We start from the raw sequence: 23,872 nt of genomic DNA, 5'->3' as shown, positions 1-23,872 counted from the left end.
GAGTGACAGCTTATTTCTTTCGATGAACAATAAAAAAGGCTGACACTCTCATGTCAACCCTCTCTCTTTCTCATCTCATGCGAAGCATTCTAACTTCTCGAATCTCGAATCTCGAATCTCGAATCTCGAATCTCGAATCTCGAATCTCCTAGAGCTCTAGCTTATGCCCCCGGTGGCACGGCTAAACTGTCAGAGATAAGCTGAATCAAATTATCTTCAACTTCAAATCGTACTTCGAGAATTTCTCCCACACTGGAGAGATCAACATCAAAATCATCCAAAGTATCATCTTGATCAACGTCGGCGTATTTATCGGTAAAGTTCAGCAAAGGATCAGTGGTTAACACGATCTTCGCGTAGGCTTTATTAATATCGTCGGTAATTTCAAACCCAGTAGAACGCCATTGATCCATCACCGTATCGTAGATCTTAAAGTGACCTTCGGAGATATAGTCGACCAAATGCTGGCAAAAATCTTGCAGTTCTAGAGGCGTGGGGAGTGAAGATAGAGCGGTTTTCTGACTAGCGGGTTGTAGTGCGGCAAGCTTACAATATTCGACAATTAGGGATTGTCGGGTCTCTAACCAATGGTCGATGACGTCACTTGAGCCACCCCATTGTTCTTGTGTTTTTTTCAGTTTTTTTAGCATGACCATGCCCTCATGATCTAATCACAACTCCGGTGATCATTTTACTTTGCTGAGCAAAGCGATGATAGATATACAACCTATTGTCCTGACTAGAAATTATAGTGAATGAATTGCTTTTCTACTAACTCTAGTATGAAATTAGATTGCCAGTAAAATGGTTGAACTGCAAGCAATGAGGGACGGTAATGTTAGAGAACGGTGATATGGCCCACGAGAGTGCGGCATATTGGTGTGTTGTATCAGGGAGCGATATTTGGCTAGAAGATGGCAAGCTCCCTTACGGTTTTGCTAGTGAATTCGGGTTTTCTGACCGTGATGTCGTCTGTATTGGTGACTATCAGGGCGCGCCGGTCATGTGGCTAAATGACATGGAGATCGAAGCTCGTTTACCAATGAGCTCATTACGTGAGTGCTTAGCTTACCCGCAAGATCTTTTTCTACTGGCGAGCAAAGCGGTTCAATATGGGCACATGACGCAAACGATGCGTTTTTGTCCGCAGTGTGGTGGTCGAAACCATCTAAACCACAATCAGCTTGCTATGCAATGCACAGAGTGCCGTACATTGCATTATCCACGGATCTTCCCCTGCATCATTGTTGCGGTGCGTAAAGAACAGCAGATTTTACTCGCACAGCATCCTCGTCATCGTAACGGTATGTACACGGTCATCGCCGGATTTTTGGAAGTGGGAGAAACGCTCGAGCAGTGCGTGGCACGTGAAGTGAAAGAAGAGACAGGGATTGAGGTCAGCAATATTCGTTATTTTGGCAGTCAACCTTGGGCATTTCCTTCCAGTATGATGATGGCGTTTCTCGCGGATTATCAATCTGGTAACATTAAGCCGGATTATAGTGAGTTAAGTGATGCGCAGTGGTTCTCACCTGATGAGATGCCCCCCGTAGCACCTATTGGTACGATTGCTCGACAATTGATCGATCAGACGCTTGCCGACATTAACGAGCATCTTACTGAAAAGTAGATAAAAAAAACCCTCCGAGAGGGAGGGGGTAAGTAAGATGTCGTTATGAGATACTGAGTATTAGATACACAGTTAATTATTGTAGTTTTCGCTAGCGATGAAATTTTTATCACTGTTAGAGGTTGGGTGCAAATTAAGCACTTATTTAAAAGTTAATAACTTGATCTAGGTTGCAAAGCACACGGCTTTTGCGAGCTAAACAGTGTTAGAATATCAGCGAAAAATAACGCCTAAGATTGGAAAAGCACAATGACTGAATTAAAAAATGATCGTTATCTGCGTGCGCTTTTGAAAGAGCCTGTAGATTACACCCCAGTATGGATGATGCGCCAAGCAGGCCGTTACCTACCTGAATATAAAGCAACTCGTGCTCAAGCGGGTGATTTTATGTCACTGTGTCGCAATGCTGAGCTTGCTTCAGAGGTAACCCTTCAGCCATTACGCCGTTTTCCACTTGATGCCGCGATTCTATTTTCTGACATCTTGACTATTCCTGATGCAATGGGTTTAGGGCTACGCTTTACACAAGGTGAAGGCCCTGTGTTTGATAAGCCAATCACTTGCAAAGCTGACGTAGACAAGATCGGTTTGCCAGATCCTGAAGGTGAGCTGCAGTACGTGATGAATGCGGTTCGCCAGATCCGTAAAGATCTACAAGGTGAAGTGCCGTTGATTGGTTTCTCTGGCAGCCCGTGGACACTAGCGACCTACATGGTTGAAGGTGGTAGCTCGAAAGCATTCACCAAGATCAAGAAGATGATGTATGCAGAGCCGCAAACGCTGCACCTGTTGCTTGATAAACTGGCGGACAGCGTAATTGAATACCTGAACGCGCAAATTAAAGCGGGTGCACAATCAGTGATGGTGTTTGATACATGGGGCGGTGTATTAACCCCTCGTGATTACAACCTATTCTCACTGCAATACATGCACAAGATCGTTGATGGCCTGATTCGTGAAAACGACGGTCGTCGTGTTCCTGTAACTCTGTTCACCAAGAATGGCGGCATGTGGCTTGAGCAGATTGCAGCAACGGGTTGTGATGCGGTTGGTCTAGACTGGACGATCAACATTGCCGATGCGAAAGCACGAATTGGCGATAAAGTAGCGTTGCAAGGCAACATGGATCCTTCAATGTTGTACGCGTCACCTGAGCGTATTCGTGAAGAAGTGGGCTCAATCCTAGAAGGGTTTGGTGATGCAGGTACAGGGCACGTATTTAACCTTGGCCATGGTATTCACCTTGATGTGCCACCAGAAAATGCCGGTGTATTTGTTGAGGCTGTGCACGAACTGTCTAAGCCTTACCACAAGTAATTGTAAATGCTTAAACGCCTGATTTATTCAGGCGTTTTTGTTATAGCAAGCATGTGTTGGTATACTAAACGCAACGGAGAAAGGGATACCACAGCAATGAAGACGCGCGATAAAATTGTATTAGCAGCATTAGAGCTCTTTAATGAGCATGGTGAAAGGAATATCACCACCAACCACATTGCCGCGCACATCGATATCAGCCCAGGTAATCTCTACTACCATTTCCGCAATAAGCAGGAAATAGTACGAGAGATCTTTGCTCTCTATTCAAACGAATTGTTGGAGCGCTTTACGCCAGTTCAGGGGCAGCAAGAGAGCTTGGTGTTGTTGAAGCTCTACCCTGAGGGATCCCCTCATAATTTCCCCAAAGCACAACCATGTTTGAATAGATTTTGAGCAAGCAGGGTTGCAGCCGCGAGCAAGTCTTCCCTCGTTATTGTGTAGCCAGAATGCCGCAAAACTTCCATCCCTAAGCGCACTGTTGAGAGTACATTTCGATTTTTGACAGTGTTAGCTTGGAAGTGCTTATCCCAACCTTGTTTCTGACCATGAACTCCAGCAAGCCAAAATGTCAGTTGAAGCATTAGGGCGATTAGCAGCATGATATCAAAGCGCTCTGAGCTGCTAGTTCGGCTATGACGGAGGCCTAAACCGTAGGCTGGGCTTTTCAAGTCTCGGAAGGTTTCTTCAATTTGCATACGCTTCGAGTAGAGCCTAACAAGTTGCTTTGGTGTTCGGATTTCAACGGGCAAGTTAGTCGCTAAAACCCATGGTTCTTTTGTCGAAGCGGAGTAGATTTTAGGTGACGGATGATGACAATTAGTCCGTGTCGAACGCTGATTTTTTCGGCCTTTAGGACGTGATTTATACAGTGCAATTTGACATGAAATTGGGTTGCTCTTAGTCAACCTCTTATAGCCTAAAGTCTTTGAGCGACTTGAGGATATGCTATGTAAGTTGCTGATAGGTTGCCAGTTTTCCGCACCTAAATCTGCATATTGCACTTTCCCTCTGACTCGACTTAACCAGTACCAACCTAGCTTTTCAACGGATTTATACCATGGCACTTTAAAGCCAGCATCACTGACAATGAGCGGTGTAGTGTTACTCGGTAGAATGCTTGCAAGGTCGGCTAGAAATTGGTCATGAGCCTTCTTTGAACATTGCTCTGAAAGCGGAAAGGCTTTCTCATAAAGAGTAATAGAACGACCATGTAGTGCCACCGAAGCCCGCAATACCATAAGCCGTTTTTGCTCACGAATATCAGACCAGTCAACAAGAACAATGGGCATCGAATTACCTGAACAGATAAAGCTGGCATGCCAACGGTATACAGCGAGTCGCTCTTTGTGCAAGTGACGATTACCTAACAATCTGTCGATTCGTTTGATGTTATGTTTTGTTCTGGCTTTCGTTGGCAGGTTACGACCAAGTTCGGTAAGAGTGAGCGTTTTACATTCAAGTAATGCGTGGCAAGCCAGCGTTAAACTGTTGAGTCGTTTTAAGTGCAATTCAGGGCAGAATTGGTAAAGAGAGTCGTGTAAAATATCGAGTTCGCACATCTTGTTGTCTGGTTATTGATTTTTCTCAGAACCATTTGATCACATGACAAGATGTGCATCTACCTTAAATTTATGATTTTTATCAAAATCATTAGGGGATTCCTCAGAGCTCTACCTCAACTCAATCTTTACCTTGATGTGGAAATACCGTTTCTTCTACGCCAACTTACCGGAAATACTTCAGCGTGATGAAGTTCTGCATGAAGAATATATTCAGGTACAAGATAAGCTGCAATCAAACTTGGTCAATATCATGGCCGCCTTTATTCAGTTAGGTTTGCTCGATGTGGCGGAAAGTGAAATGAAGCCGTTGGTCACAACACTGCATTTAATAGCTTCCAGCTGGTTAGGTTATCAGTCGGCCATGTCACCGAAAACGCAAATCACCGAACAGATCATTCACCAAGGCATGTTGCAGATGATCTCGGTCGTGAAACCGAAGGCAACCGAATCTGGACTTGAGCAGCTTCAGCTCTTGGAAGAGGGTGTTAAAGCGATGCACGCCGCTTAACGCTTCATAGCCACGATGAATATAATCGAAGGCGAGGGTTTATAACCTTTCGCTCTTTGTTCTGTTTGCTCTAAGCCGTTACATTACTGATAACCTTCTGATTCGAGTAATGTTATGCACTACGATGTTTTTAACGGTGATGCAGATGGCATCATCGCTCTACTTCAACTACGTCTCGCGAACCCTAAGAACGCCCAATTAGTGACTGGGGTAAAGCGTGATATTCAATTGCTCGATTCAATTGAGATTCAACGTGGTGACTCTCTAACGGTTTTGGATATTTCACTCACACAAAACCTCAGTGGATTGCAACGCGCGCTTGATGCTGGCGCGGATGTCTTTTATGCCGATCACCATAAAGCCGATGGCATTCCTAGCCATGCCCAATTGACCGCTCATATCAATCTCGATGCCAATATCTGTACTGCACTGATTATTGATGCCTTACTTGATGGGCGTTATCACTATTGGGCGATAGCAGGGGCCTATGGTGACAATCTGATCGCCAAAGCCGATCAATTAGCCGCGCAAGCCGGCTTGAGCCCACAACAAGCTGAACAGTTGCGTGATCTAGGTACGCTCCTTAATTACAACGGGTATGGCGCCACGGTTGACGATCTGCATTTCCATCCCGCCACTCTGTTCACGACCCTTTTGGCCTACGATGATCCTTTTGCTGTTATTGCTGCACAAGACTCACCATATCAGCAACTCAAAATGGCTTATCAGCAAGATATGGCGTCAGCACAATCTCTAAAAGCGCATTATCAAGATGAGCAACTGGCAGTGTTTATCTTACCGAATACCGCGGCGTCTCGACGCATCAGTGGTGTTTACGGCAACTGGTTAGCGAACCAAGCACCAGAGAAAGCCCATCTTGTGCTCAGCGAGAATCGTCAGCAGGGCTATACCGTGTCGTTGCGCGCTCCGTTAGCGAATAAGCAAGGGGCAGGAGAGTTGTGTAGCCAATTTGCGACAGGGGGAGGACGAGAAGCCGCGGGTGGCATTAATCATCTAGAACCACAGCAATTAGAATTGTTGATAGGGCAAGTCAGCGAATACTACCGACGTTGATAAGTAAACAATTAAGCGTAGGCTGAAAGTTTTTCATACCAAACCATACCAAACAATAAGGGCGCTGAGAGGCGCCCTTATTGTTGCGATTATTTACGCTGTAACCACGAAATAGGATCTTGGGTTTTGCTGTTGCGGCGGATCTCAAAGTAGAGTGATGCTTGGGTTTGTCCACCGGTATCTCCCGCGAGTGCGATTGATTCGCCGGCCACCACTTTATCACCTTCTTTTTTCAGTAAGCTTTGGTTAAAGCCGTACAGTGTCATATCGCCTTTACCATGATCCAATAATACCACGAGACCATAGCCACGTAGGTAATCAGCAAACACCACCGTGCCAGAGTACACCGCTTTGACGGATTGCCCGTAGTTGGCGGCAACCACGATGCCTTTCCAATCAATTTGCCCTGTCTGTTTTGAGCCGTAGCTGTGCATCACGCGACCTTTGATTGGCCATGGCAGCTTGCGTTTTTGTTTCGCAAGGCCATCCATTGGTACCGCATTACGTTTGGCCGCTTTGGCGATTTCGGCTTTTAGGCGCGCTTCGTTGCGCTGTAATTCAGACAGGTAGACTTTATCGCTGGAAATGCTTTTACGGATTTTGCTGACCGTGCCTTTTCGCTGTGATTGAGTCTTAGCGAGTTGATTGCGCTTTGAGGTCTGTTGATCGAGTAACTTAGTTATTTGTTGTTTTTCGAGCGCCAACTGCTCTTCACTTTGCTCAAGTTCAGCGACGATTTTTTCTAACTCAGTGATGGTTTGTGCGCGTTGCTTGGCAAGGTATTGAAAGTACTGGCTGATACGATCTTCTTCCACACCTTGGGTCATTATATTGGCGGAAGATTTCGCACGCTGAGTCACGTAATAGGTGCGCAATAACTGCTTAAGCTTTTCACTTTGTTGCGCTTTGTCTTTTTCAAGCGTAACAATTTTACCGTCCAACGCGTTGATATTGGCATTGGTTTTAGTCAGAGATGCTTTGGTTGCCTTGATTTCTCGCTCTAACTGATGGATGCCAAGTTCTTGGCTTTTTAGCGATTTTTGTAATTTATCGAGCTCTTTCTGCTGTGAGCTCAAGGCGTTCTTTTGTCGAGAAATTTCACTTTTGACGCCGGTTAACTGACTGGGTGAGGATGCCTGCGTGGATAAAGGGGCAATCGAAGCAAAACCAACCGTCAGCAGCATGAGTGTGCGCAGTGTGCGATGCGTTTTTGTGATGGCGTTAAGCGACATTAGCTCGAATTATCCTAACCAATTGATTAGTGGCCAGTATACATAATTCGATTCTTGGGAAGAAAGGATTAAGTAAAAACTTGTACGCAGTGTCATAGGCTGCCTAGCAAGAGGCCAAAAAAAACGCCCAAGCATGGCTCGGGCGTTTATTATGCGAGGCGATTATTTAACGATAACCTGACCAGACATTTCTGCAGGGATTTCGATACCCGCTAGAGAAAGCATGGTTGGTGCAAGATCAGACAGTTTACCGCCTTCTTTGAACTCAACCGCTTTGCTACCAACATAAATCAGTGGAACTGGTAGGTTAGTGTGTGCAGTGTGGATGCCGCCTGTTTCAGGATCGATCATCATTTCTGCATTACCGTGGTCTGCGGTGATAAGCAGTTGGCCATCAACTTCATTGATCGCTTCTACTACGCGGCCCATACATGCATCGATCGCTTCGATAGCTTGTTTAGCTGCTTCGTAAACACCCGTGTGACCAACCATATCTGGGTTAGGGTAGTTACAGATAATCGTATCAAACTTACCTGATTTGATCGCAGCAACCAGTTTGTCAGTTAGCTCAGTTGAGCTCATCTCTGGTTGTAGGTCGTAAGTCGCAACTTTTGGAGAAGCAACCAGTTGACGCTCTTCGCCAGCAAACTCGTTTTCAACACCACCGTTGAAGAAGAAAGTGACGTGCGCGTATTTTTCTGTTTCAGAAATACGTAGCTGAGTTTTCTCTTGTTTAGAAAGCCACTCACCGTAAGTGTTTTCTAGTGTTGCTGGTGGGAATGCCGCCGCTAGAGGGATGTCTGCTGCGTATTGCGTTAGCATCACAAAGTTCAGAGCAGGGAATACTGCGCGCTCAAAACCGTCGAAATCCGCAACGAAAGTACGCGTGATTTGACGTGCACGGTCAGCACGGTAGTTCATGAAGATCACCGCATCACCGTCTTGCATGATGGCATCTTCTTGATCTGCAGTTTTGATTGCCGTTGCTTTAACGAACTCGTCATTTTCGTCACGAGCGTAAGCAGCTTCAAGGCCTTCTACCGCGGTGTCAAAAGTGAATTCAGCTTTCGCTTGAGTCAATAGGTCGTAAGCAACTTGAACGCGATCCCAGTTGTTGTCACGGTCCATTGCATAGTAACGACCTACTAGAGAAGCCACACGGCCTTTACCTAGTTTAGCGAATAGGTCTTGGAAGCGTTGTAGAGAACCTTCTGCGCTACGTGGTGGCGTATCACGGCCATCAAGGAAGCAGTGTAGGTAAATCTTCTCAGCGCCACGCGCCGCTGCCATTTCAACCGCTGCGTAGATGTGATCTTCGTGAGAGTGAACGCCACCTGGCGACATAAGACCCATGATGTGAACGGCTTTACCTGCGTTGATCGCGCTATCCATTGCTTCAACCAGTGCTGCAGTTTCAGCGAACTCACCATCAGCGATAGATTTAGTAATACGAGTAAGATCTTGGTAGACAATACGGCCCGCACCGATATTGGTGTGACCTACTTCTGAGTTACCCATTTGACCATCTGGTAGACCTACATCCATGCCAGATGCAGAAATAAGCGTATTCGGGTGGTTAGCAAATAGGTTGTCCAAGTTAGGCGTATTTGCGTTTGCAACGGCATTATTTGCAGTGTCTTCACGGTGTCCGTAACCGTCAAGAATAACTAGAGCCAATGGCTTCTTAGCAGACATAGAGTAAACCTCGTCAAATTTAAGTAACTGTCGGTTTTGGGTCATAAAACCCAAGTACCTTGAAACAAAACTAGCGTAATTTTACTACACTTTTTAAGCAAAACTGTAGGCCAAGATCAAATATTGTTGGTGATGTCGTGTAGCTATCTTTCAGCGAATTATCTATTTGGCCATAAGCTTACATTGATAATAACTCTTATTCTTAACATTTCTCGACCAATGTAAAGGAGGAATTACCAATCAATTCGATAGTTGAATCGGCAGATTTTGTTGCTTACTGCACCAGTATAGCGGTGCCACAGACCGCGAGGAACGCGCCGCACCATGCATAGCGATTTGGTCGTCGTTTGGTATAAAACCACAGCAAAGGCAATAACATGATCGGCGTGGTGGACGAAAGTAGTGCCACCATACCCACATTGCCTTTTTGCAATGCATATAAGATCAGCGTCATGCCAACGGCCATGGCGAGAAAGCCGTTAAGAGCGGTGAGCAAGAAAATCTTGAGGTTGATAGTGTGTGTCGCCCTCGCGATCTTAGCACCACTCAACCACAGTAGGCTGTGTGCTGCGAAAGCGGTCATCATCCGCAGAGCTGACGCTGCCACAGGATCGACAGCGGTTTGCATGATCGGCTTGGCGATAATACCGCCTAGGGCTTGGCAAATCGCGGCAAGAACGCCTAGGGTAATTCCAACGCCAATACGGCCTTTGATCGCTTCTAGTTGATTATTATCTTGGCCCCTACGACCAAAAAAGATCGCCAACACCACTCCTGAAAAAACCAAACTGGCGCCAAGTAATTCCCAACCATTCATACGTTCGCTAAAGAGAAAGTAGCCAAGTAGCGCAGAAAAAACGGCGTGACAAGAGAAGAGTAAACCTGCTTGGCGAGGGCCCATGCGGTTAAGGCAAGCAAACAGTGCGGTATCACCAATGAAGATGCCGACTAAGCCAGAGAACATCATCGCTGTCAGCGATGGCACAGTGATGGTTTCCCAGCCACCGGTATACAGCGCCATAGCGGCGAGAATGACGCTGGTACAAGCGACTATAAGCAAAGGTGCCTAAGTGATGAGCAGGCTTAACGGAGAGTAGGCTGGCGATGGCCCACAGTAGAGCAGCGGCTAAGGCTAGCCATTCATATCCCATCTATTTCGCATCCTTGTCGCGACAGGTGTATGTGTGCGAAGGCACAACATAAGATGGTCAATATGCCTTAAAAGAGGATTAAAGCAAAGCGTGATATGTGATCACGCTTTGCTGCTTAAATGGCAGTGATTAAGAGAGGATCCAGTTAGCCATGTAGACCATGGATAGACCAAGCACACCGAGAATCAAACCGGTTTTGGCCATGTCTTTGCTTTCAATCAACCCCGTCGAGTATGCCAACGAGTTTGGTGGGGTTGATACCGGTAAAATCATGCCTAACGAAGCGGAGAAAGCGACCACCACCAAGAGGTTTTGCATATCCAAACTTTGCATCGAAGCACCAATCGCGGCCGCAATTGGCATTAGTAAGTTCGCGGTGGCGGTATTGGACATAAAGTTGGCCATTACCCAGCATACCAATGACATGGTGATGATTACTGCAGTAGGGGATAGGGCATCGTAATCGATCGCGTGTGCCAGCGCAGAAGCCAGCCCGGTTTTATCTAATGCAATCCCAATTGCAATACCACCGGCGACGAGCCACAACACATCCCAGTTGATCAGCTTCAGTTCGGCTTTACCCATGATGCCTGTTAATGTAAATACGGCCAGTGGAATGATCGATACCACATAGGTATTCATGCCATGCAGCTTGGTGGTCATCCACAACAAAATGGTCGTGGCAAAAGTGGCGTAAACCACGATGGCGCGCCAGTTTTTCTGGAAGGAACCACCGAGTTTGAGCACCATTTTATCTTCAGATGAGGGAAACAGTTTTTGCAGTAAGAACCAAGCGATGGTGAGTTGCACAATCACAAACGGTAAGCCCATCATCATCCATGATAAGAAGTCGATGCTGTTTTCACCAACCAAATATTGCAATGCGATTGCGTTGGGTGGAGTACCAATTGGTGTAGCGATACCGCCAGTATTGGCTGCGATTGGAATACACAGCACTAAGGCTTTAATTCCTAAATCCCCTTTTGGCGCAGAAGCGACGATAGGGCCAAGTAGTGCCAGCATCATGACCGTAGTGGCGGTATTGGACATAAACATTGAGAATACCGCGGTGATCAACATTAATCCCAACATGATAAATCGTGGTTGGGTGCCGAATGGCTTGAGTAACACGCGTGCAAGGTTGTTATCCAGTTCGTATTTTGACGCCGAGATCGCCAGTGCGAAACCGCCCATGAACAGAATAATGATCGGCGAGGAAAAAGCGCTGAAGATGTCGGTATAGGCGACTAGCTCACCAAAGTCATGTCCTGCGGGTGGGTTGCGGAATAGGTGTAGCCCTTTGTCAGAGATCATGATCAATTCAAGAGCAATGATCAAAATCGAGGTGGCAAACACGGGAACAGGTTCCAACACCCACAAAAGGGCGGCAAGGAGAAAGATAGCAAGGAGTCGATGTTGGATTAGGGTTAAGTCTGCGATTGGTATTGAGTCAATCGGCATCAGTAGCACTGCCAGTGGCAACCCAAAACAGATCAGTAGTTTGATTATCGTGCCAGAATGAATCCTTGTCATACGCGGCAAACCTTCTCATGTCAGTGGAGAAGGATAGAGTAAAAGATAACCAAATTAACGTCTTAGACTAAGGTAATAGTTTTACAATTAGGTAAAAAATGTTGCGTAAATCTTGTCGTTGGTCAAAAAAATCCCTGAACAAGTCAGGGATTTATAATTCAGTTGTCGAACCGTTATTCTGCGTCTTGGCGCTGTGCGTAAGGGGTGCCCATTACGGTTGCTTGGCCAAGTTGCATTGAGTCATCGAAGCGGATGCTGTTTTTAGCAAACAGGTTAATCACCGTCGAGCCCAGTTTGAAGCGGCCCATTTCTTGGCCTTTTTTCAGAATTACCGCCTTGTCGCCTTCAGCAGGGTATTCCCAACGATGAACGGTATTACCACGTGGCGGTGTTACTGTACCCGCCCAAACTTGTTCGATACTACCAACGATGGTGGCACCAACCAGCACTTGTGCCATTGGACCGAAAGCCGTATCAAAGATACAGACAACACGTTCGTTACGAGCGAATAGATTCGGCACGTTTTCAGCAGTCAGTGGGTTTACAGAGAAGAGATCGCCCGGAACGTAGATCATCTGACGTAGCGTGCCATCACATGGCATATGAACACGATGGTAATCACTTGGCGATAAATACAAGGTAGCAAATTCACCGTCATTAAACGCTTCCGCTAGCTTCTCGTCACCACCTAATAGCTCAAGGGCGGTATAGTCGTGGCCTTTTGCTTGGATAAGTTTACCGTCTTGGATTGGACCAAATTGGCTAACACGCGCATCTGCAGGGTGAGTGATGAGATCATCCCCTTCAGAGATAGGACGAGCCCCTTCTTTTAGTTCACGCACAAAAAACTCGTTAAATGTGGCGAAGTGCTGAGGATCTGGGTGCAGAGCTTCATCCATATTGACGTTGTATTGCTTGATAAACCAGCGAATGATTGCAGTGGTTAGGCTGCCTGCTTTGGCCGAAGCAATCTTACCGACGAGGCGAGTAAGCGCGTGCTGAGGGATCCAGTATTGCAGTCTAACTTTAATCTTGTCCATTGTGTTCAATTCCAATGTTAATTGTCTGTTTCAAACTTTTGGGCGCGAGATGGTACTTAAAAAATCAGCAAATGTCAGTAGTTGCTGATTTTTCCTCGTAGTCATTGCGTTACAGATCGGCTTTCTTGTTACGTGAATATTGGCGGTTGGCCTTATTCTCAGACATGCTTTCTAGAATGCGATGATAGTTATTAAAGCGGCTCTCGCTGACGTTGCCTTGTTCCACGGCTTCACGCAGTACACAACCTGGATCATCAAGGTGCTTACAATCGCGGAACTTACAGCTACCCAAGTAAGGTTTGAATTCAACAAACGCTTTGGTAACTTCTTCTGCTTCTAAGTGCCAGAGACCGAATTCACGAACTCCTGGTGAGTCAATCAGATCACCACCGGAAGGGATATGATACAAGCGAGCGGCGGTGGTGGTGTGTTGACCAAGGCCTGAGTTTTCAGACACTAGGCCTTCTTCAATTTCAAGTCCAGGCATCAGAGCATTCACCAGGCTAGATTTACCAACACCAGATTGACCCACAAAAATGTTGATGCAATTACCAAGTGCCGCTTCCAGTTCTGGAATGCCTTCACCCGACTCTTTACTGACTAACAGAACTTTATAACCGATATTCTCGTAGTCACGCAGAGATTGCTGATATTGCTCGCGTTGCGCTTGATTGAGCAGGTCAATTTTGTTGAGTACCAGTAAAGGTGGAATCTGCAGTGTTTCAGCAGCCACTAGATAACGGTCAATAATATTTAATGACAGTTCAGGCAACACAGAAGAAACGATCACCATCTGACCGATGTTAGCAGCGACTGGCTTTAGACCGTCATAGTAATCGGGGCGGGTTAACACTGAGCTGCGTGGCTCTACGGCCTCAACCACGCCGGAAATACCGTACATGGACTCAAGACCTGCCCGCCAGATAACTTGGTCACCCGAGACTAAAGATTCGATACCGCGACGTAAGTTACAGCGGTGAATTTCTTTTGTTTCAGAATCTTCAATATCCGCGTGTTGGCCGAAACGGGTAATCACTAACCCTGTTTTTGTGCCGCCCAGCATGGACTCATCCCACTGAATGCTTTCCGCTTTAGTGAGTTTGCGTTTTTGATTGCTACGAACGCGTCGTACTTGACCTTTGGTTAACTTTTTCTGTTTTGCCACGGTGATCTACTTAATCTGCTTCTCTTAGGGTCGACACCTGAGATTGCTATCTTGGGTATCTGAATTTGGGTATAGTACCTTTTTTAGCGAAAAACCAATAGGCAACGATTTATGTCCTTTAGCGATCAAAATTTAATCTGGGTCGATCTCGAGATGACTGGGCTTGATCCAGAAACACACAAAATTATCGAAATCGCCACTATCGTCACCGATAGTGAGCTTAATATTTTGGCAGAAGGTCCAGTACTGGCCATCCATCAGCCTGAGTCCGAGTTGGATAAAATGGACGATTGGTGCACCAATACCCATACCAATAGTGGCTTAGTTGAACGCATTCGCAATAGCTCGGTGACCGAACAAGAAGCGATTCGTCAGACGATAGAGTTTCTTGAACAGTGGGTGCCTAAAGGTAAATCACCGATTTGTGGTAACAGTATCGGCCAAGATCGCCGTTTCTTATACAAACATATGCCTGAATTGGAGCAATACTTCCATTATCGCTATGTGGATGTCAGTACGCTTAAAGAGCTGACTCGTCGCTGGAAGCCAGAAGTATTGGACGGCTTCTCAAAATCAGGTAGCCACTTAGCGCTTGATGATATTCGTGAGTCGATTGCAGAGTTGCAGTATTACCGTAAAACGATTTTTAGCATTTAACGACGTAAGTCGATGATGTGATATAAAACCGCAGCTTGCTGCGGTTTTTGTCGTTTTGGAAAGGAGTCCTGATGGGCTGTCTTACGGGATCGGCAGGAAGACAAACTGCGCCACACCCTGTGCCACTTTCGTTATGCTGCGATTGGTCTTGTCGGCGACGATCAGCGCCATCATATCTTGAATCAATGCCATCTTGGCAAAGATACGGTCGAAGCTGGTATCAAACTCCCCCTCAGTCACATGATTGGTCAGCAAGAAGAGTTCACCTTGACTGTCTTTACGTTGATAGAGGCGCCAGACAAAAATTTCGATATTACGAGCACTGTTGTAAAGTGCCTGTTCATCGAGTGAATCGAGAATAAAGAATTCTTGCTGGTGGTTATAAGAACGGCGCAACATCTCTGTTAAGCCTACTATCGCAGCGAATACGCGGTCGCCTTGGAATGATTCATCAAACGCCAGTAATATTGCTTCAATGCCCGTTTTTCCTCCGAGCTCATCAAAGACCAACGACGGGAGATCAATCTCGTCATGACGACCAAAGATCTGTAGCATCCGATCTTCAAGTGTAGTGTCGGCAACTTTCTTGAGTTGGTTTGGATTGCGCACGTACATTTTGCGCGTTAATTCCATCAGCAGTTCTTTTTGTTCTTTAACATGCACATCCATAACAAAATCCACATCGGTTTTACCCAGGTTACGGACCGGCTTGGGCATGGATTCACAGCCATTGAGAAATAGGGCGCTAGAGAGCAGAACAAACAGGGCTAAAAACGAGCGTTGGAAAACGGGTAATGCCATTGCGATCTCCATGATTTGCAATTGCCATTAACAAAATATTATTGGGCGAAGCGATAACATCAGTATTTGGTTATATACAAAAGGATACTTTTAGACCAGCTTAGCTAGATTTTAAGAATCTATTTACTGGGTTATATCGCATTTGCTGGCTAATTTTATCTATTCACTACGTCAAATCAGTGCTTTAATCGTAGTGACAGTTATGTAGCAGCGTTTTAAATTTAAACAATTCGCTCATTGTTTATTCTCTTTTGTGTGCTTTTTCATCAAACGATAAAAAAAAACTGTTTTTTTGCAGGAAGGACTTGCATCACAAAAAAATGCTCTTATAATTCGCAGCCCTGAACGACGGAAACGTTGTTGAGATGCGACACTAGCTCAGTTGGTAGAGCGCAACCTTGCCAAGGTTGAGGTCATCGGTTCGAACCCGATGTGTCGCTCCAAATTTTCTGATTAGACAATTAGTCTGATTAGAGTAAAGTTTTCATTGTACTTAACAATGACATCCGGACGCGGGATGGAGCAGCATGGTAGCTCGTCGGGCTCATAACCCGAAGGTCGTAGGTTCAAATCCTGCTCCCGCAACCACATTACAGGCGTTGTGATTTGCTAGCTCTCGGGCTCAGCCATTCATAAAACCTAGCGAAGGTCGTTGATTTTAATCCGGCTTACGCAACTTGTTAAGAGTAATTGCAACAGCGATTATTCATGCGACACTAGCTCAGTTGGTAGAGCGCAACCTTGCCAAGGTTGAGGTCATCGGTTCGAACCCGATGTGTCGCTCCACTTTTTTTTAAGTGGATATAAGTTCTCATTGTGCTTAACAATGACATTCGGACGCGGGATGGAGCAGCATGGTAGCTCGTCGGGCTCATAACCCGAAGGTCGTAGGTTCAAATCCTGCTCCCGCAACCACATTAAGATAAATTGCTCAGGCGATTAATCATTGCGACACTAGCTCAGTTGGTAGAGCGCAACCTTGCCAAGGTTGAGGTCATCGGTTCGAACCCGATGTGTCGCTCCACTTTCTTTTAAGTGGATATAAGTTCTCATTGTGCTTAACAATGACATCCGGACGCGGGATGGAGCAGCATGGTAGCTCGTCGGGCTCATAACCCGAAGGTCGTAGGTTCAAATCCTGCTCCCGCAACCACATTAAGAGTAATTGCAACAGCGATTATTCATGCGACACTAGCTCAGTTGGTAGAGCGCAACCTTGCCAAGGTTGAGGTCATCGGTTCGAACCCGATGTGTCGCTCCATTTTCTTCATGAAGAAGATATAAAGTATAAGACGTCAGTCGTACTACTTTAGAGTCCCCTCAAATGAACACTTCATTTGATCTGGCCATGTAAGGCCAATCGCTCTTTCTAATGCTGTGAAGCATAAAACCCAAAATAATTAAAATACGCTGCCATACGGCTGGCGCTTTTGTCTTTGTTATTATCTCATTGAACTATCGATAATAATTAGGCAAACAGTGCATGCTGCGTGACTTCTATTGATTAATTAACAGACTTATCCACAAAAAAGCCAATGTGGATAACTTGGTGGGTAACCTGAAACTTTGCTCTGAATAAAACAGTTCTACAAAGATCATTTGCTAATATTTTCAATCGAAGAAATTAATATTTTTAGATAAGACATTGATTAGTAAGGGTTTTGTGGTGTTTTACGATCTGAACAACGCTATAATTTGGATCATTAAGTGCTTTTTATTTGATCCTAATCATTTCTTGCGCTTGTGATTAACTTTTATCTCTACATCAAAACTGGCATGAGACTGGGTGTTTTTCCACATTTCCAATTTTAGAGCCAAGTCAAATAACCACACTAGTCAGATGGCAAATATTATGCATCTCTCGGTATGCCTTTATTGATAACTCGAATCAGTCGTTGATGGGTAATATCGATACCGCTTTTTTCTTTTATTTGCTGTCGTTGTTGTGCGAGCGCCCACTCGATATGTTCATCCAATACCGGCGAAATGCCGATGCGCATTTGTAGCGCCTCAACAATATCTTGTGAGTAGGGGGCATTGCCCATCGCAATCGACAAATTGCGCAGCCATTGAACATGACCAATACGGCGGATGGCAGAACCTTCCATATTTTTTAGGAAGCTCGCTTCGTCCCATGCAAACAGTGCGATTAAATCAGGATTTTGCAGTGACTGTCGACGATGAAAATCATCTTGATCAGTGAGCGAAGAGAAACGGTTCCACGGGCAGACGAGCTGGCAATCATCGCAGCCATAGATGCGATTCCCCATTGGTTTGCGAAACTCTTCTGGAATGACGCCATCATACTCTATGGTGAGATAGGAGATGCAGCGGCGAGCATCAACGATACCCTCTTCAATAATCGCATTGGTTGGGCATGACGTCATGCAGGCTTTGCATTTACCACATTGATCTTCACTCGGTGTATCCACAGGGAGTGGCAAGTCGATCAGCAGTTCCCCAAGAAAAAACCATGAACCACATTCTTTGTCTAAGATAAGAGAATGTTTGCCCGTCCAACCTAAACCCGCTTTTTGGGCTAATGGACGCTCTAAGATTGGGGCAGAGTCAACAAAAGGTCGGTAACCAAAGCTACCCACTTCCTGTTCGATTCTTTGACCCAGTTTTTTGAGCTGATTGCGGATCAGTTTATGGTAGTCACGGCCTAAAGCGTAGCGGCTAATATAAGCTTGGGTTGGATCCACAAGATTAGTCGCAAACTGGGCTTTTGGCGGTAGGTAATCCATACGAACGCTGATCACACGCACGGTTCCCGGCAATAACTCATCGGGTCTTGCGCGCATCATGCCATGGCGTGCCATCCAGTCCATGCTGCCGTGATAGCCAGCATCGAGCCACTTTTGTAGCGCCGCTTCATGCTCTTGCAAATTGACATCGCAGATGCCTACTTTTTGGAAACCAAGATCGTTGGCCCAAATTTTGATGTTATCTGCGAGTTCTTGATAGTTCATGCTAGCGTCGCTCATACAAAGGGGGCGGGATCTTACAAGATCTTCTGCGCGGGATCTAGCCAACAAATCGAGTTTAATTGACGATTATTTTCCGTTAACTTACATAAGAGAGCTTGTCTCTCAATTCCAACCCAGTTTACTATTCCAGTTCTTTTGATTTTTATATAGTCATTTACGAGAAAACAGTCATGAGCTCAAAACAATTCGCCCTAGCCGATGAAAATGCGACGATTCAACTAGGAACGGCGTTGGCCAATCTATGCTCGCAGCAAACCACCATTTATCTGCATGGTGATTTGGGTGCGGGAAAGACGACATTTAGCCGTGGTTTTGTGCGCGCATTAGGCCATCAAGGTAACGTGAAAAGTCCAACTTATACCTTGGTTGAACCGTATCAACTGGATCAATGGCAAGTTTACCATTTTGATCTATATCGCTTGGCTGACCCTGAAGAACTCGAATTTATGGGGATTCGTGACTATTTTACCCCTGATGCGATTTGTTTAGTTGAATGGCCAGAAAAAGGGGTTGGCATGTTACCTGACGCCGATCTCGATATTGATATTCGCTATAACGGTGAAGCGCGCGTCGTCGAGCTTGTGGCTAATAATGATTATGGACGTCGCCTTTTAGACCAGTTGGAGTTATGTTGATCAGTCAATCCTTGCGTGCTGTCTCTCTTTCTTGTGTATTGGCATTGTCTCTGTTTTCGAGTGCCTTGTTCGCTAATACATTAGAAAGCCTTCGAGTATGGCCATCACCTGATGAAACTCGTGTCGTTATCGATCTCAAGTCGGAAGCGGAGTTTAGCTATTTTTCTTTGTCGAGCCCTAACCGTTTGGTGGTGGATCTTAAAGACACTCAGCTTAAAACCAAATTGCCTTTGAACGTAAAAGGCAGTCCGGTGTTGAAGAAGATTCGTAAGAGTTCGCCTCCTCAGTCGGGCACCTATCGTTTAGTCTTTGAACTGTCTAAGAATGCTCCAGCACAGTTATTTAAACTCGCGCCAACACCGGGTGGTCAATATGGCCATCGTTTGGTGGTTGATTTTGATCATGGCGGAAGCAAGCCTGCGGCAGTGACAACTTCACCAAGTAAAACGCAAGTCAGTCGTGATGCGTCACAACTGCTCGGTACCGCCGATATCGTCGTCGCGATTGATGCTGGACACGGTGGTGAAGATCCGGGGTCAATTGGTCCAACGCGCAAGTACGAAAAGCATGCAACGCTTGCGATCTCAAAGAAAATTGCTGACCAAATCAATGCGGTTCCGGGGATGAAAGCGGTGCTCACTCGTCGTGGTGATTACTATGTGAACCTGAATAAGCGTTCTGGTATTGCGCGTAAAAACAAAGCCCACTTGTTGGTTTCTGTCCACGCTGATGCTTTCCATTCTCCTCAGCCCCGTGGTGGGTCGGTGTTCGTGCTTAATACTCGCCGCGCCAATACTGAAATCGCCCGCTGGGTCGAGAACCATGAAGAACAGTCACAATTACTTGGTGGTGCCGGTGAAGTACTGGCGAAAAACAATAACGACAAGAATGTCAGCCAAACGCTGTTAGATCTGCAATTTAGTCATTCACAAAAAGAAGGCTACAAAGTTGCGAAGAAGATCTTGAGTGAAATGAGCCGTGTTGGTGTGCGTCTACATAAGAAAGAGCCGGTCAATGCGAGCCTTGCGGTGTTGAAGTCACCTGATATTCCATCGGTATTGGTTGAGACTGGCTTTATCTCTAACCCAACCGAAGAGAAATTGCTCTTCCAACGTAGTCACCAAGATAAGTTAGCGCGTGCGTTAGCAAAATCGATAGTGCAGTACTTTGAAGAGAATCCACCAGAAGGCACTTTGTTTGCTAATCGCGGTAAGAGCATTAAGCATAAAGTGAGTCGTGGTGAGTCATTGTCGGTGATTGCCAAGAAATACGGCAGTTCAACCAAAGCCATTATGCAGGCGAATAACTTAAAAAGCAGTAGCCTTGCGATTGGTCAAACCCTAACGATTCCTGGTGCATCGAGCGGTGTTCCTGTCCCTCAAGTGCGTAACCCTGTGGAAACCAAAACGGTGACCCACGTGGTGGCAAAAGGGGATTATCTGGGCAAGATCGCCAGCCGTTATAAAGTGTCGGTCTCAGCCATCAAGCGTGAAAACAACTTACGTTCAGATACGCTCAAGCTGGGGCAAAAACTCAAAGTGACAGTCAGCCTCAAGGATCAGCCACTGCGTAAGCATAAAGTACAGCGTGGCGATTTCTTAGGCAAAATAGCCAAAAAATATGGTGTGAGTCTTGATAGTTTACGCCGAGCTAATAACTTGAAGTCTGATCAGCTTGCGGTTGGTCAGATGTTGATTATTCCTCACAACTAATTGCGAATTGATATGACGATCAAAATTCTGCCCGCTCGACTGGCGAACCAAATTGCGGCTGGTGAAGTGGTTGAGCGTCCAGCTTCGGTCGTTAAAGAGCTGGTTGAAAACAGCATCGATTCAGGCGCCACGCGTATCGATATTGATATTGAAAAAGGTGGCGCCAAGCTGATCCGTGTGCGTGACAACGGTAAAGGGATTGCGAAAGACGAATTAGGCTTGGCGCTCAGCCGCCACGCCACGTCGAAAATCCATTCGTTAGATGATCTCGAAGCGATCATGAGTTTGGGTTTCCGTGGTGAAGCATTGGCGAGTATCAGTTCGGTATCACGTTTAACATTAACCTCTCGCCCTGCAACTCAAGAGCAGGCGTGGGCAGCGCATAGTGAAGGACGTGATATGGCGGTGAGTTTGCTACCCGCAGCGCATCCTTTAGGCACCTCTGTCGAAGTCTTGGATCTGTTTTTTAATACGCCAGCTCGACGCAAATTTCTTCGAACCGAAAAAACCGAATTTGCTCATATCGACGAGTTAATCAAACGCATCGCCTTAAGCTGTTTTGATGTGACGATTAATTTGCGTCACAACGGCAAAATGATCAAACAGTACCGCGCAGCGAAAACAGAAGTACAAGCCGAAAAGCGTATCGCGGCAGTGTGTGGCAATAACTTTGTTCGCCATATGCTCAAAATTGAATTGGAGCACCAAGGATTAAAGCTACACGGTTGGATCACCAGCCCTGAAGGTGCTCGCCAACAAAGCGATCTGCAATACTGCTACGTCAATGGTCGCATGATGCGTGATAAGTTGATCAATCATGCCATTCGCCAAAGCTATGAAACGAGCTTACGCCCAGAGCAATTTGCCACTTACGTGCTTTATATTGAAATTGATCCTCACCAAGTGGATGTTAATGTCCATCCTGCTAAGCACGAAGTGCGTTTCCATCAAGCAAGATTAGTCCATGACTTTATTTATCAAGCTTTAGCGGATGCCTTAGCGCAGAGTCTGCATATTGATAAACCGGAAGTGAAGTCTTCCGCCTTTCATGAGCCGAGCAGTGACTCAAGTCGTGCGATAGCACAGGACAATGGCTCTGAAACGGATATTAATCACTCTGGCGTGAGTCAGGATACAGATCAGCCTCAACAGACAGAGTCAATCGTCCCGCCGCGCGTTTATCATGCGGTCGACAATACGCCGAGTTATCCAGGTCGCACTGGTTATCACGAAGAACGAGCCAGCCAAGCAGCAGTGCGTGAAAGTGCGCCGCGTAGTGAATGGCAAGAGAGCGGAAAAAGTTCACGCTCTCAAGCGGTAAGTGGCGGACGAGAGTCGCAACATTACGGCACGCCAGCGCCATCAAAACAAGAGGTGATTGCTTACCAGCAGTTACTACAAACCTCGACGAGTAAGCGTGATGTAACAACGAATGCGACCGAGAGTAAAGACGCGAATAAGGCGAGTGAACAGTCAGTGGAGGCCTCACCGCCAATCCAAGCTTTAGGCAAAGCGATTTGCATGGCCTCTGGTCGTTTTGTCATGATGGCAGATAAGCAGGGAGCACATGCCGTGTCGCTTGCTTATGCTGAATGGCTGCGAGTTTGTGGGCAACTACAAGTGACCGAACACGCGTTAAAAAGTCAGCCGCTGCTAGTGCCATTATCATTAAAACTGGAACCTGAATTGATCGCAGCTTATCACCAACATCAGGCATTATTTGCTCGTTTTGGTTTAGAGCTAAAATGCCGTACGGCACAAGCGGTGATGGTGATGGGGGTTCCTGCGCCTTTGAGACAACAAAACCTGCAACAGTTGATTCCAGATCTGTTATCTTACGCCGTATCTTCATCGCCACAGATAAATTCGCAACAGGAAAAGGATCTCAGTCCGGCAAATCTTGACGCTAAATTGCTCTCCAATTGGTTAGCGGATCAAGTCACGCGCGTAAAAAGCGACTACACTTTGTCCGAAGCCATTCAAATCATTGCTGAGGTTGAACAACTTTGGCAAGGAAGGCTACCGTTACAAGATTCAGCATTTGTTAGACCGATAGATTTTTCTGCCACGATCGCAGCTTTTAACCTATGAATAAACAATTACCACTCGCTCTATTTTTAATGGGGCCAACCGCATCAGGAAAAACGGACTTAGCGATTCGTTTACGCCAGAAATACCCGATTGAGATCATCTCTGTGGATTCTGCGTTGATCTACAAAGGAATGGATATTGGCACCGCGAAGCCAAATGCCGAGGAGCTTGCGTTAGCCCCACATCGTTTAATTGATATTTTAGATCCGGCATTATCGTATTCCGCGGCGGACTTTCGTCGTGATGCGCTGCGTGAAATGAATGACATCGTCGCTCAAGGCAAAATTCCGTTACTGGTTGGCGGTACAATGCTGTATTACAAGGCATTATTGGAAGGTCTATCACCACTTCCGGCTGCAAACCCTGCAATTCGTAAACAAATTGAGCAAGAAGCATTGACTCATGGTTGGGAGGTACTGCACGATCAGTTGCGTGAAGTCGATCCCGTTTCCGCTGAACGTATACATCGTAATGATCCGCAAAGGTTGTCACGAGCGTTGGAAGTTTATCGAATTTCAGGTAAAACTCTTACAGAGCTTACGCAAACGAAAGGCGAAAGCTTGCCGTTTAACGTTAAGCAGTTTGCTATAGCACCCAAGGAAAGGGCTGAACTCCATCGTCGTATAGAACTGCGCTACGAAAAGATGATCGAAGCAGGATTTGAACAAGAGATGAAGGCGCTGTATGCGCGTGATGATCTTCATCCTGATCTACCGTCAATTCGTTGTGTCGGTTACCGACAGATGTGGGACTATTTGGATGGGAATTGCACGTTAGATGATGCGGTTTTCCGCGGTATCTGTGCGACCCGCCAATTGGCCAAGCGACAAATTACCTGGTTACGCAGCTGGGATAATTTAACTTGGTTAGATAGTGAAAACATTGAACAAGCACTCGAAACCGTCTCAAATGCCGTGGCATCGGACGATCGAAGCTGTGTATAATGTGATCGCTTTTGCGTGAATGTGCCCTTTAAAGGATCTGTTACTTGAATTTTGAGGTATTTACCTTCATAACAGTAACTCAGGGTGTTTTTTATTCGTTTAGCTCTGATGCAGCAGTTTGGCTGCTTGCAA

Annotated in this window: 17 protein-coding genes, 7 tRNA genes and 3 pseudogenes; 17 read left to right on the top strand and 10 right to left on the bottom strand. The window is 46.0% G+C overall.

The genetic code is table 11. From position 1 onward, the window contains the following. Positions 1-161 precede the first annotated feature (161 nt). On the bottom strand, positions 162-656 hold the full coding sequence (locus RJD38_RS05100) for an Rsd/AlgQ family anti-sigma factor (RefSeq protein ID WP_065431027.1): 495 nt from the start codon (positions 654-656) through the stop codon (positions 162-164). 179 nt (positions 657-835) lie between these two features. Between RJD38_RS05100 and nudC the strand changes: the two genes are divergently transcribed. The 3 genes and pseudogenes from nudC to RJD38_RS05085 all read left to right on the top strand — a co-directional run. Next, positions 836-1,630: an NAD(+) diphosphatase gene (nudC, locus tag RJD38_RS05095; RefSeq protein WP_005596704.1), complete on the top strand. Its 795-nt coding sequence runs from the start codon at positions 836-838 to the stop codon at positions 1,628-1,630. A 249-nt stretch (positions 1,631-1,879) separates the two neighbouring features. Next, positions 1,880-2,947, top strand: a complete 1,068-nt coding sequence (gene hemE, locus RJD38_RS05090; RefSeq protein ID WP_005596706.1) for a uroporphyrinogen decarboxylase — start codon at positions 1,880-1,882, stop codon at positions 2,945-2,947. Between the two features lie 96 nt (positions 2,948-3,043). Then, positions 3,044-3,286 (top strand): annotated as a pseudogene (locus RJD38_RS05085) (TetR/AcrR family transcriptional regulator); the annotation flags it as partial. Positions 3,287-3,300: 14 nt separating this feature from the next. Here the strand turns inward: RJD38_RS05085 and RJD38_RS05080 are convergent. Continuing rightward, complete coding sequence (locus RJD38_RS05080) at positions 3,301-4,509, bottom strand: IS4 family transposase (protein ID WP_032073033.1); 1,209 nt, start codon at positions 4,507-4,509, stop codon at positions 3,301-3,303. Between the two features lie 112 nt (positions 4,510-4,621). Here RJD38_RS05080 and RJD38_RS05075 point away from each other — a divergent pair. Together RJD38_RS05075 and RJD38_RS05070 are read left to right on the top strand one after the other, a co-directional pair. Next, positions 4,622-5,020: pseudogene (locus tag RJD38_RS05075) on the top strand (TetR/AcrR family transcriptional regulator); the annotation flags it as partial. 114 nt (positions 5,021-5,134) lie between these two features. Next, a complete protein-coding gene (locus tag RJD38_RS05070; RefSeq protein ID WP_009384927.1) occupies positions 5,135-6,094 on the top strand; it encodes a hypothetical protein in 960 nt (319 codons plus the stop codon). An 89-nt stretch (positions 6,095-6,183) separates the two neighbouring features. Here RJD38_RS05070 and RJD38_RS05065 read toward each other — a convergent pair whose 3' ends face one another. The 6 genes and pseudogenes from RJD38_RS05065 to rsgA all read right to left on the bottom strand — a co-directional run bounded on the left by RJD38_RS05065 (position 6,184) and on the right by rsgA (position 13,910). Continuing rightward, positions 6,184-7,326, bottom strand: coding sequence for a murein hydrolase activator EnvC family protein (locus RJD38_RS05065; protein WP_065544964.1), 1,143 nt, complete (start codon positions 7,324-7,326; stop codon positions 6,184-6,186). A gap of 162 nt (positions 7,327-7,488) precedes the next feature. Further along, a complete protein-coding gene (gpmM, locus tag RJD38_RS05060) occupies positions 7,489-9,021 on the bottom strand; it encodes a 2,3-bisphosphoglycerate-independent phosphoglycerate mutase (RefSeq protein ID WP_009384931.1) in 1,533 nt (510 codons plus the stop codon). Between the two features lie 274 nt (positions 9,022-9,295). Further along, positions 9,296-10,172: pseudogene (locus tag RJD38_RS05055) on the bottom strand (DMT family transporter). A gap of 129 nt (positions 10,173-10,301) precedes the next feature. Beyond that, the gene (locus RJD38_RS05050) at positions 10,302-11,705 is read right to left on the bottom strand and encodes an SLC13 family permease (RefSeq protein ID WP_005596717.1); all 1,404 of its coding nucleotides are present in this window, start codon (positions 11,703-11,705) and stop codon (positions 10,302-10,304) included. A 173-nt stretch (positions 11,706-11,878) separates the two neighbouring features. After that, positions 11,879-12,745 carry an archaetidylserine decarboxylase gene (asd, locus tag RJD38_RS05045; RefSeq protein WP_065544965.1) on the bottom strand — a complete coding sequence of 289 codons (867 nt, stop codon included), beginning with the start codon at positions 12,743-12,745 and terminating at the stop codon, positions 11,879-11,881. Positions 12,746-12,854: 109 nt separating this feature from the next. Beyond that, positions 12,855-13,910 (bottom strand): small ribosomal subunit biogenesis GTPase RsgA, encoded by a 1,056-nt coding sequence (gene rsgA, locus RJD38_RS05040; protein WP_065431020.1) that lies wholly within the window; start codon positions 13,908-13,910, stop codon positions 12,855-12,857. A gap of 111 nt (positions 13,911-14,021) precedes the next feature. On the opposite strand from rsgA, the gene orn reads away from it, so the two are divergent. Beyond that, on the top strand, positions 14,022-14,567 hold the full coding sequence (gene orn, locus RJD38_RS05035) for an oligoribonuclease (RefSeq protein ID WP_005596722.1): 546 nt from the start codon (positions 14,022-14,024) through the stop codon (positions 14,565-14,567). Positions 14,568-14,648: 81 nt separating this feature from the next. Here orn and RJD38_RS05030 read toward each other — a convergent pair whose 3' ends face one another. Further along, positions 14,649-15,368 carry a hypothetical protein gene (locus RJD38_RS05030; protein ID WP_005596724.1) on the bottom strand — a complete coding sequence of 240 codons (720 nt, stop codon included), beginning with the start codon at positions 15,366-15,368 and terminating at the stop codon, positions 14,649-14,651. Between the two features lie 367 nt (positions 15,369-15,735). Here RJD38_RS05030 and RJD38_RS05025 point away from each other — a divergent pair. The 7 genes from RJD38_RS05025 to RJD38_RS04995 all read left to right on the top strand — a co-directional run bounded on the left by RJD38_RS05025 (position 15,736) and on the right by RJD38_RS04995 (position 16,629). Next, positions 15,736-15,811 (top strand) — tRNA-Gly (locus tag RJD38_RS05025). 68 nt (positions 15,812-15,879) lie between these two features. Continuing rightward, positions 15,880-15,956: transfer RNA gene (locus tag RJD38_RS05020), tRNA-Met, on the top strand. Positions 15,957-16,078: 122 nt separating this feature from the next. Next, positions 16,079-16,154, top strand: a tRNA-Gly gene (locus RJD38_RS05015). Positions 16,155-16,206: 52 nt separating this feature from the next. Beyond that, positions 16,207-16,283: transfer RNA gene (locus RJD38_RS05010), tRNA-Met, on the top strand. A 33-nt stretch (positions 16,284-16,316) separates the two neighbouring features. Further along, positions 16,317-16,392 (top strand) — tRNA-Gly (locus RJD38_RS05005). A 52-nt stretch (positions 16,393-16,444) separates the two neighbouring features. Beyond that, positions 16,445-16,521: transfer RNA gene (locus RJD38_RS05000), tRNA-Met, on the top strand. 32 nt (positions 16,522-16,553) lie between these two features. Continuing rightward, a tRNA-Gly gene (locus RJD38_RS04995) sits at positions 16,554-16,629 on the top strand. A 589-nt stretch (positions 16,630-17,218) separates the two neighbouring features. Here RJD38_RS04995 and queG read toward each other — a convergent pair. Beyond that, positions 17,219-18,340, bottom strand: a complete 1,122-nt coding sequence (gene queG / locus RJD38_RS04990; protein ID WP_065544966.1) for a tRNA epoxyqueuosine(34) reductase QueG — start codon at positions 18,338-18,340, stop codon at positions 17,219-17,221. A 188-nt stretch (positions 18,341-18,528) separates the two neighbouring features. Between queG and tsaE the strand changes: the two genes are divergently transcribed. Genes tsaE through miaA form a run of 4 tightly spaced genes read left to right on the top strand, consistent with a single transcriptional unit; the run spans position 18,529 to position 23,740 of the window. Continuing rightward, positions 18,529-18,993, top strand: a complete 465-nt coding sequence (tsaE, locus tag RJD38_RS04985) for a tRNA (adenosine(37)-N6)-threonylcarbamoyltransferase complex ATPase subunit type 1 TsaE (RefSeq protein ID WP_005595159.1) — start codon at positions 18,529-18,531, stop codon at positions 18,991-18,993. Beyond that, positions 18,987-20,705: a LysM peptidoglycan-binding domain-containing protein gene (locus RJD38_RS04980; RefSeq protein ID WP_005595158.1), complete on the top strand. Its 1,719-nt coding sequence runs from the start codon at positions 18,987-18,989 to the stop codon at positions 20,703-20,705. Before tsaE ends, RJD38_RS04980 begins: the two co-directional genes overlap by 7 nt. A 12-nt stretch (positions 20,706-20,717) precedes the next feature. Continuing rightward, positions 20,718-22,796 carry a DNA mismatch repair endonuclease MutL gene (mutL, locus tag RJD38_RS04975; protein ID WP_065544967.1) on the top strand — a complete coding sequence of 693 codons (2,079 nt, stop codon included), beginning with the start codon at positions 20,718-20,720 and terminating at the stop codon, positions 22,794-22,796. Beyond that, a complete protein-coding gene (gene miaA / locus RJD38_RS04970; RefSeq protein ID WP_005595156.1) occupies positions 22,793-23,740 on the top strand; it encodes a tRNA (adenosine(37)-N6)-dimethylallyltransferase MiaA in 948 nt (315 codons plus the stop codon). The genes mutL and miaA overlap by 4 nt, the downstream gene beginning before the upstream one ends. The last annotated feature ends 132 nt before the right edge of the window (positions 23,741-23,872 follow it).

The organism is Vibrio scophthalmi, from assembly GCF_040869025.1.
Lineage (GTDB): Bacteria > Pseudomonadota > Gammaproteobacteria > Enterobacterales > Vibrionaceae > Vibrio > Vibrio scophthalmi.
The sequence above is the reverse complement of the archived record's forward strand: the minus strand, read 5'-3'. Positions and strand labels throughout refer to the sequence as shown.

Excerpts from the sequence above, each read along its gene's own strand:
- RJD38_RS05100 (WP_065431027.1), bottom strand. The coding sequence starts at position 656 with ATGGTCATGCTAAAAAAACTGAAAAAAACACAAGAACAATGGGGTGGC.
- nudC (WP_005596704.1), top strand. The coding sequence starts at position 836 with ATGTTAGAGAACGGTGATATGGCCCACGAGAGTGCGGCATATTGGTGT.
- hemE (WP_005596706.1), top strand. The coding sequence starts at position 1,880 with ATGACTGAATTAAAAAATGATCGTTATCTGCGTGCGCTTTTGAAAGAG.
- RJD38_RS05080 (WP_032073033.1), bottom strand. The coding sequence starts at position 4,509 with ATGTGCGAACTCGATATTTTACACGACTCTCTTTACCAATTCTGCCCT.
- RJD38_RS05070 (WP_009384927.1), top strand. The coding sequence starts at position 5,135 with ATGCACTACGATGTTTTTAACGGTGATGCAGATGGCATCATCGCTCTA.
- RJD38_RS05065 (WP_065544964.1), bottom strand. The coding sequence starts at position 7,326 with ATGTCGCTTAACGCCATCACAAAAACGCATCGCACACTGCGCACACTC.
- gpmM (WP_009384931.1), bottom strand. The coding sequence starts at position 9,021 with ATGTCTGCTAAGAAGCCATTGGCTCTAGTTATTCTTGACGGTTACGGA.
- RJD38_RS05050 (WP_005596717.1), bottom strand. The coding sequence starts at position 11,705 with ATGACAAGGATTCATTCTGGCACGATAATCAAACTACTGATCTGTTTT.
- asd (WP_065544965.1), bottom strand. The coding sequence starts at position 12,745 with ATGGACAAGATTAAAGTTAGACTGCAATACTGGATCCCTCAGCACGCG.
- orn (WP_005596722.1), top strand. The coding sequence starts at position 14,022 with ATGTCCTTTAGCGATCAAAATTTAATCTGGGTCGATCTCGAGATGACT.
- RJD38_RS05030 (WP_005596724.1), bottom strand. The coding sequence starts at position 15,368 with ATGGCATTACCCGTTTTCCAACGCTCGTTTTTAGCCCTGTTTGTTCTG.
- queG (WP_065544966.1), bottom strand. The coding sequence starts at position 18,340 with ATGAACTATCAAGAACTCGCAGATAACATCAAAATTTGGGCCAACGAT.
- tsaE (WP_005595159.1), top strand. The coding sequence starts at position 18,529 with ATGAGCTCAAAACAATTCGCCCTAGCCGATGAAAATGCGACGATTCAA.
- RJD38_RS04980 (WP_005595158.1), top strand. The coding sequence starts at position 18,987 with ATGTTGATCAGTCAATCCTTGCGTGCTGTCTCTCTTTCTTGTGTATTG.
- mutL (WP_065544967.1), top strand. The coding sequence starts at position 20,718 with ATGACGATCAAAATTCTGCCCGCTCGACTGGCGAACCAAATTGCGGCT.
- miaA (WP_005595156.1), top strand. The coding sequence starts at position 22,793 with ATGAATAAACAATTACCACTCGCTCTATTTTTAATGGGGCCAACCGCA.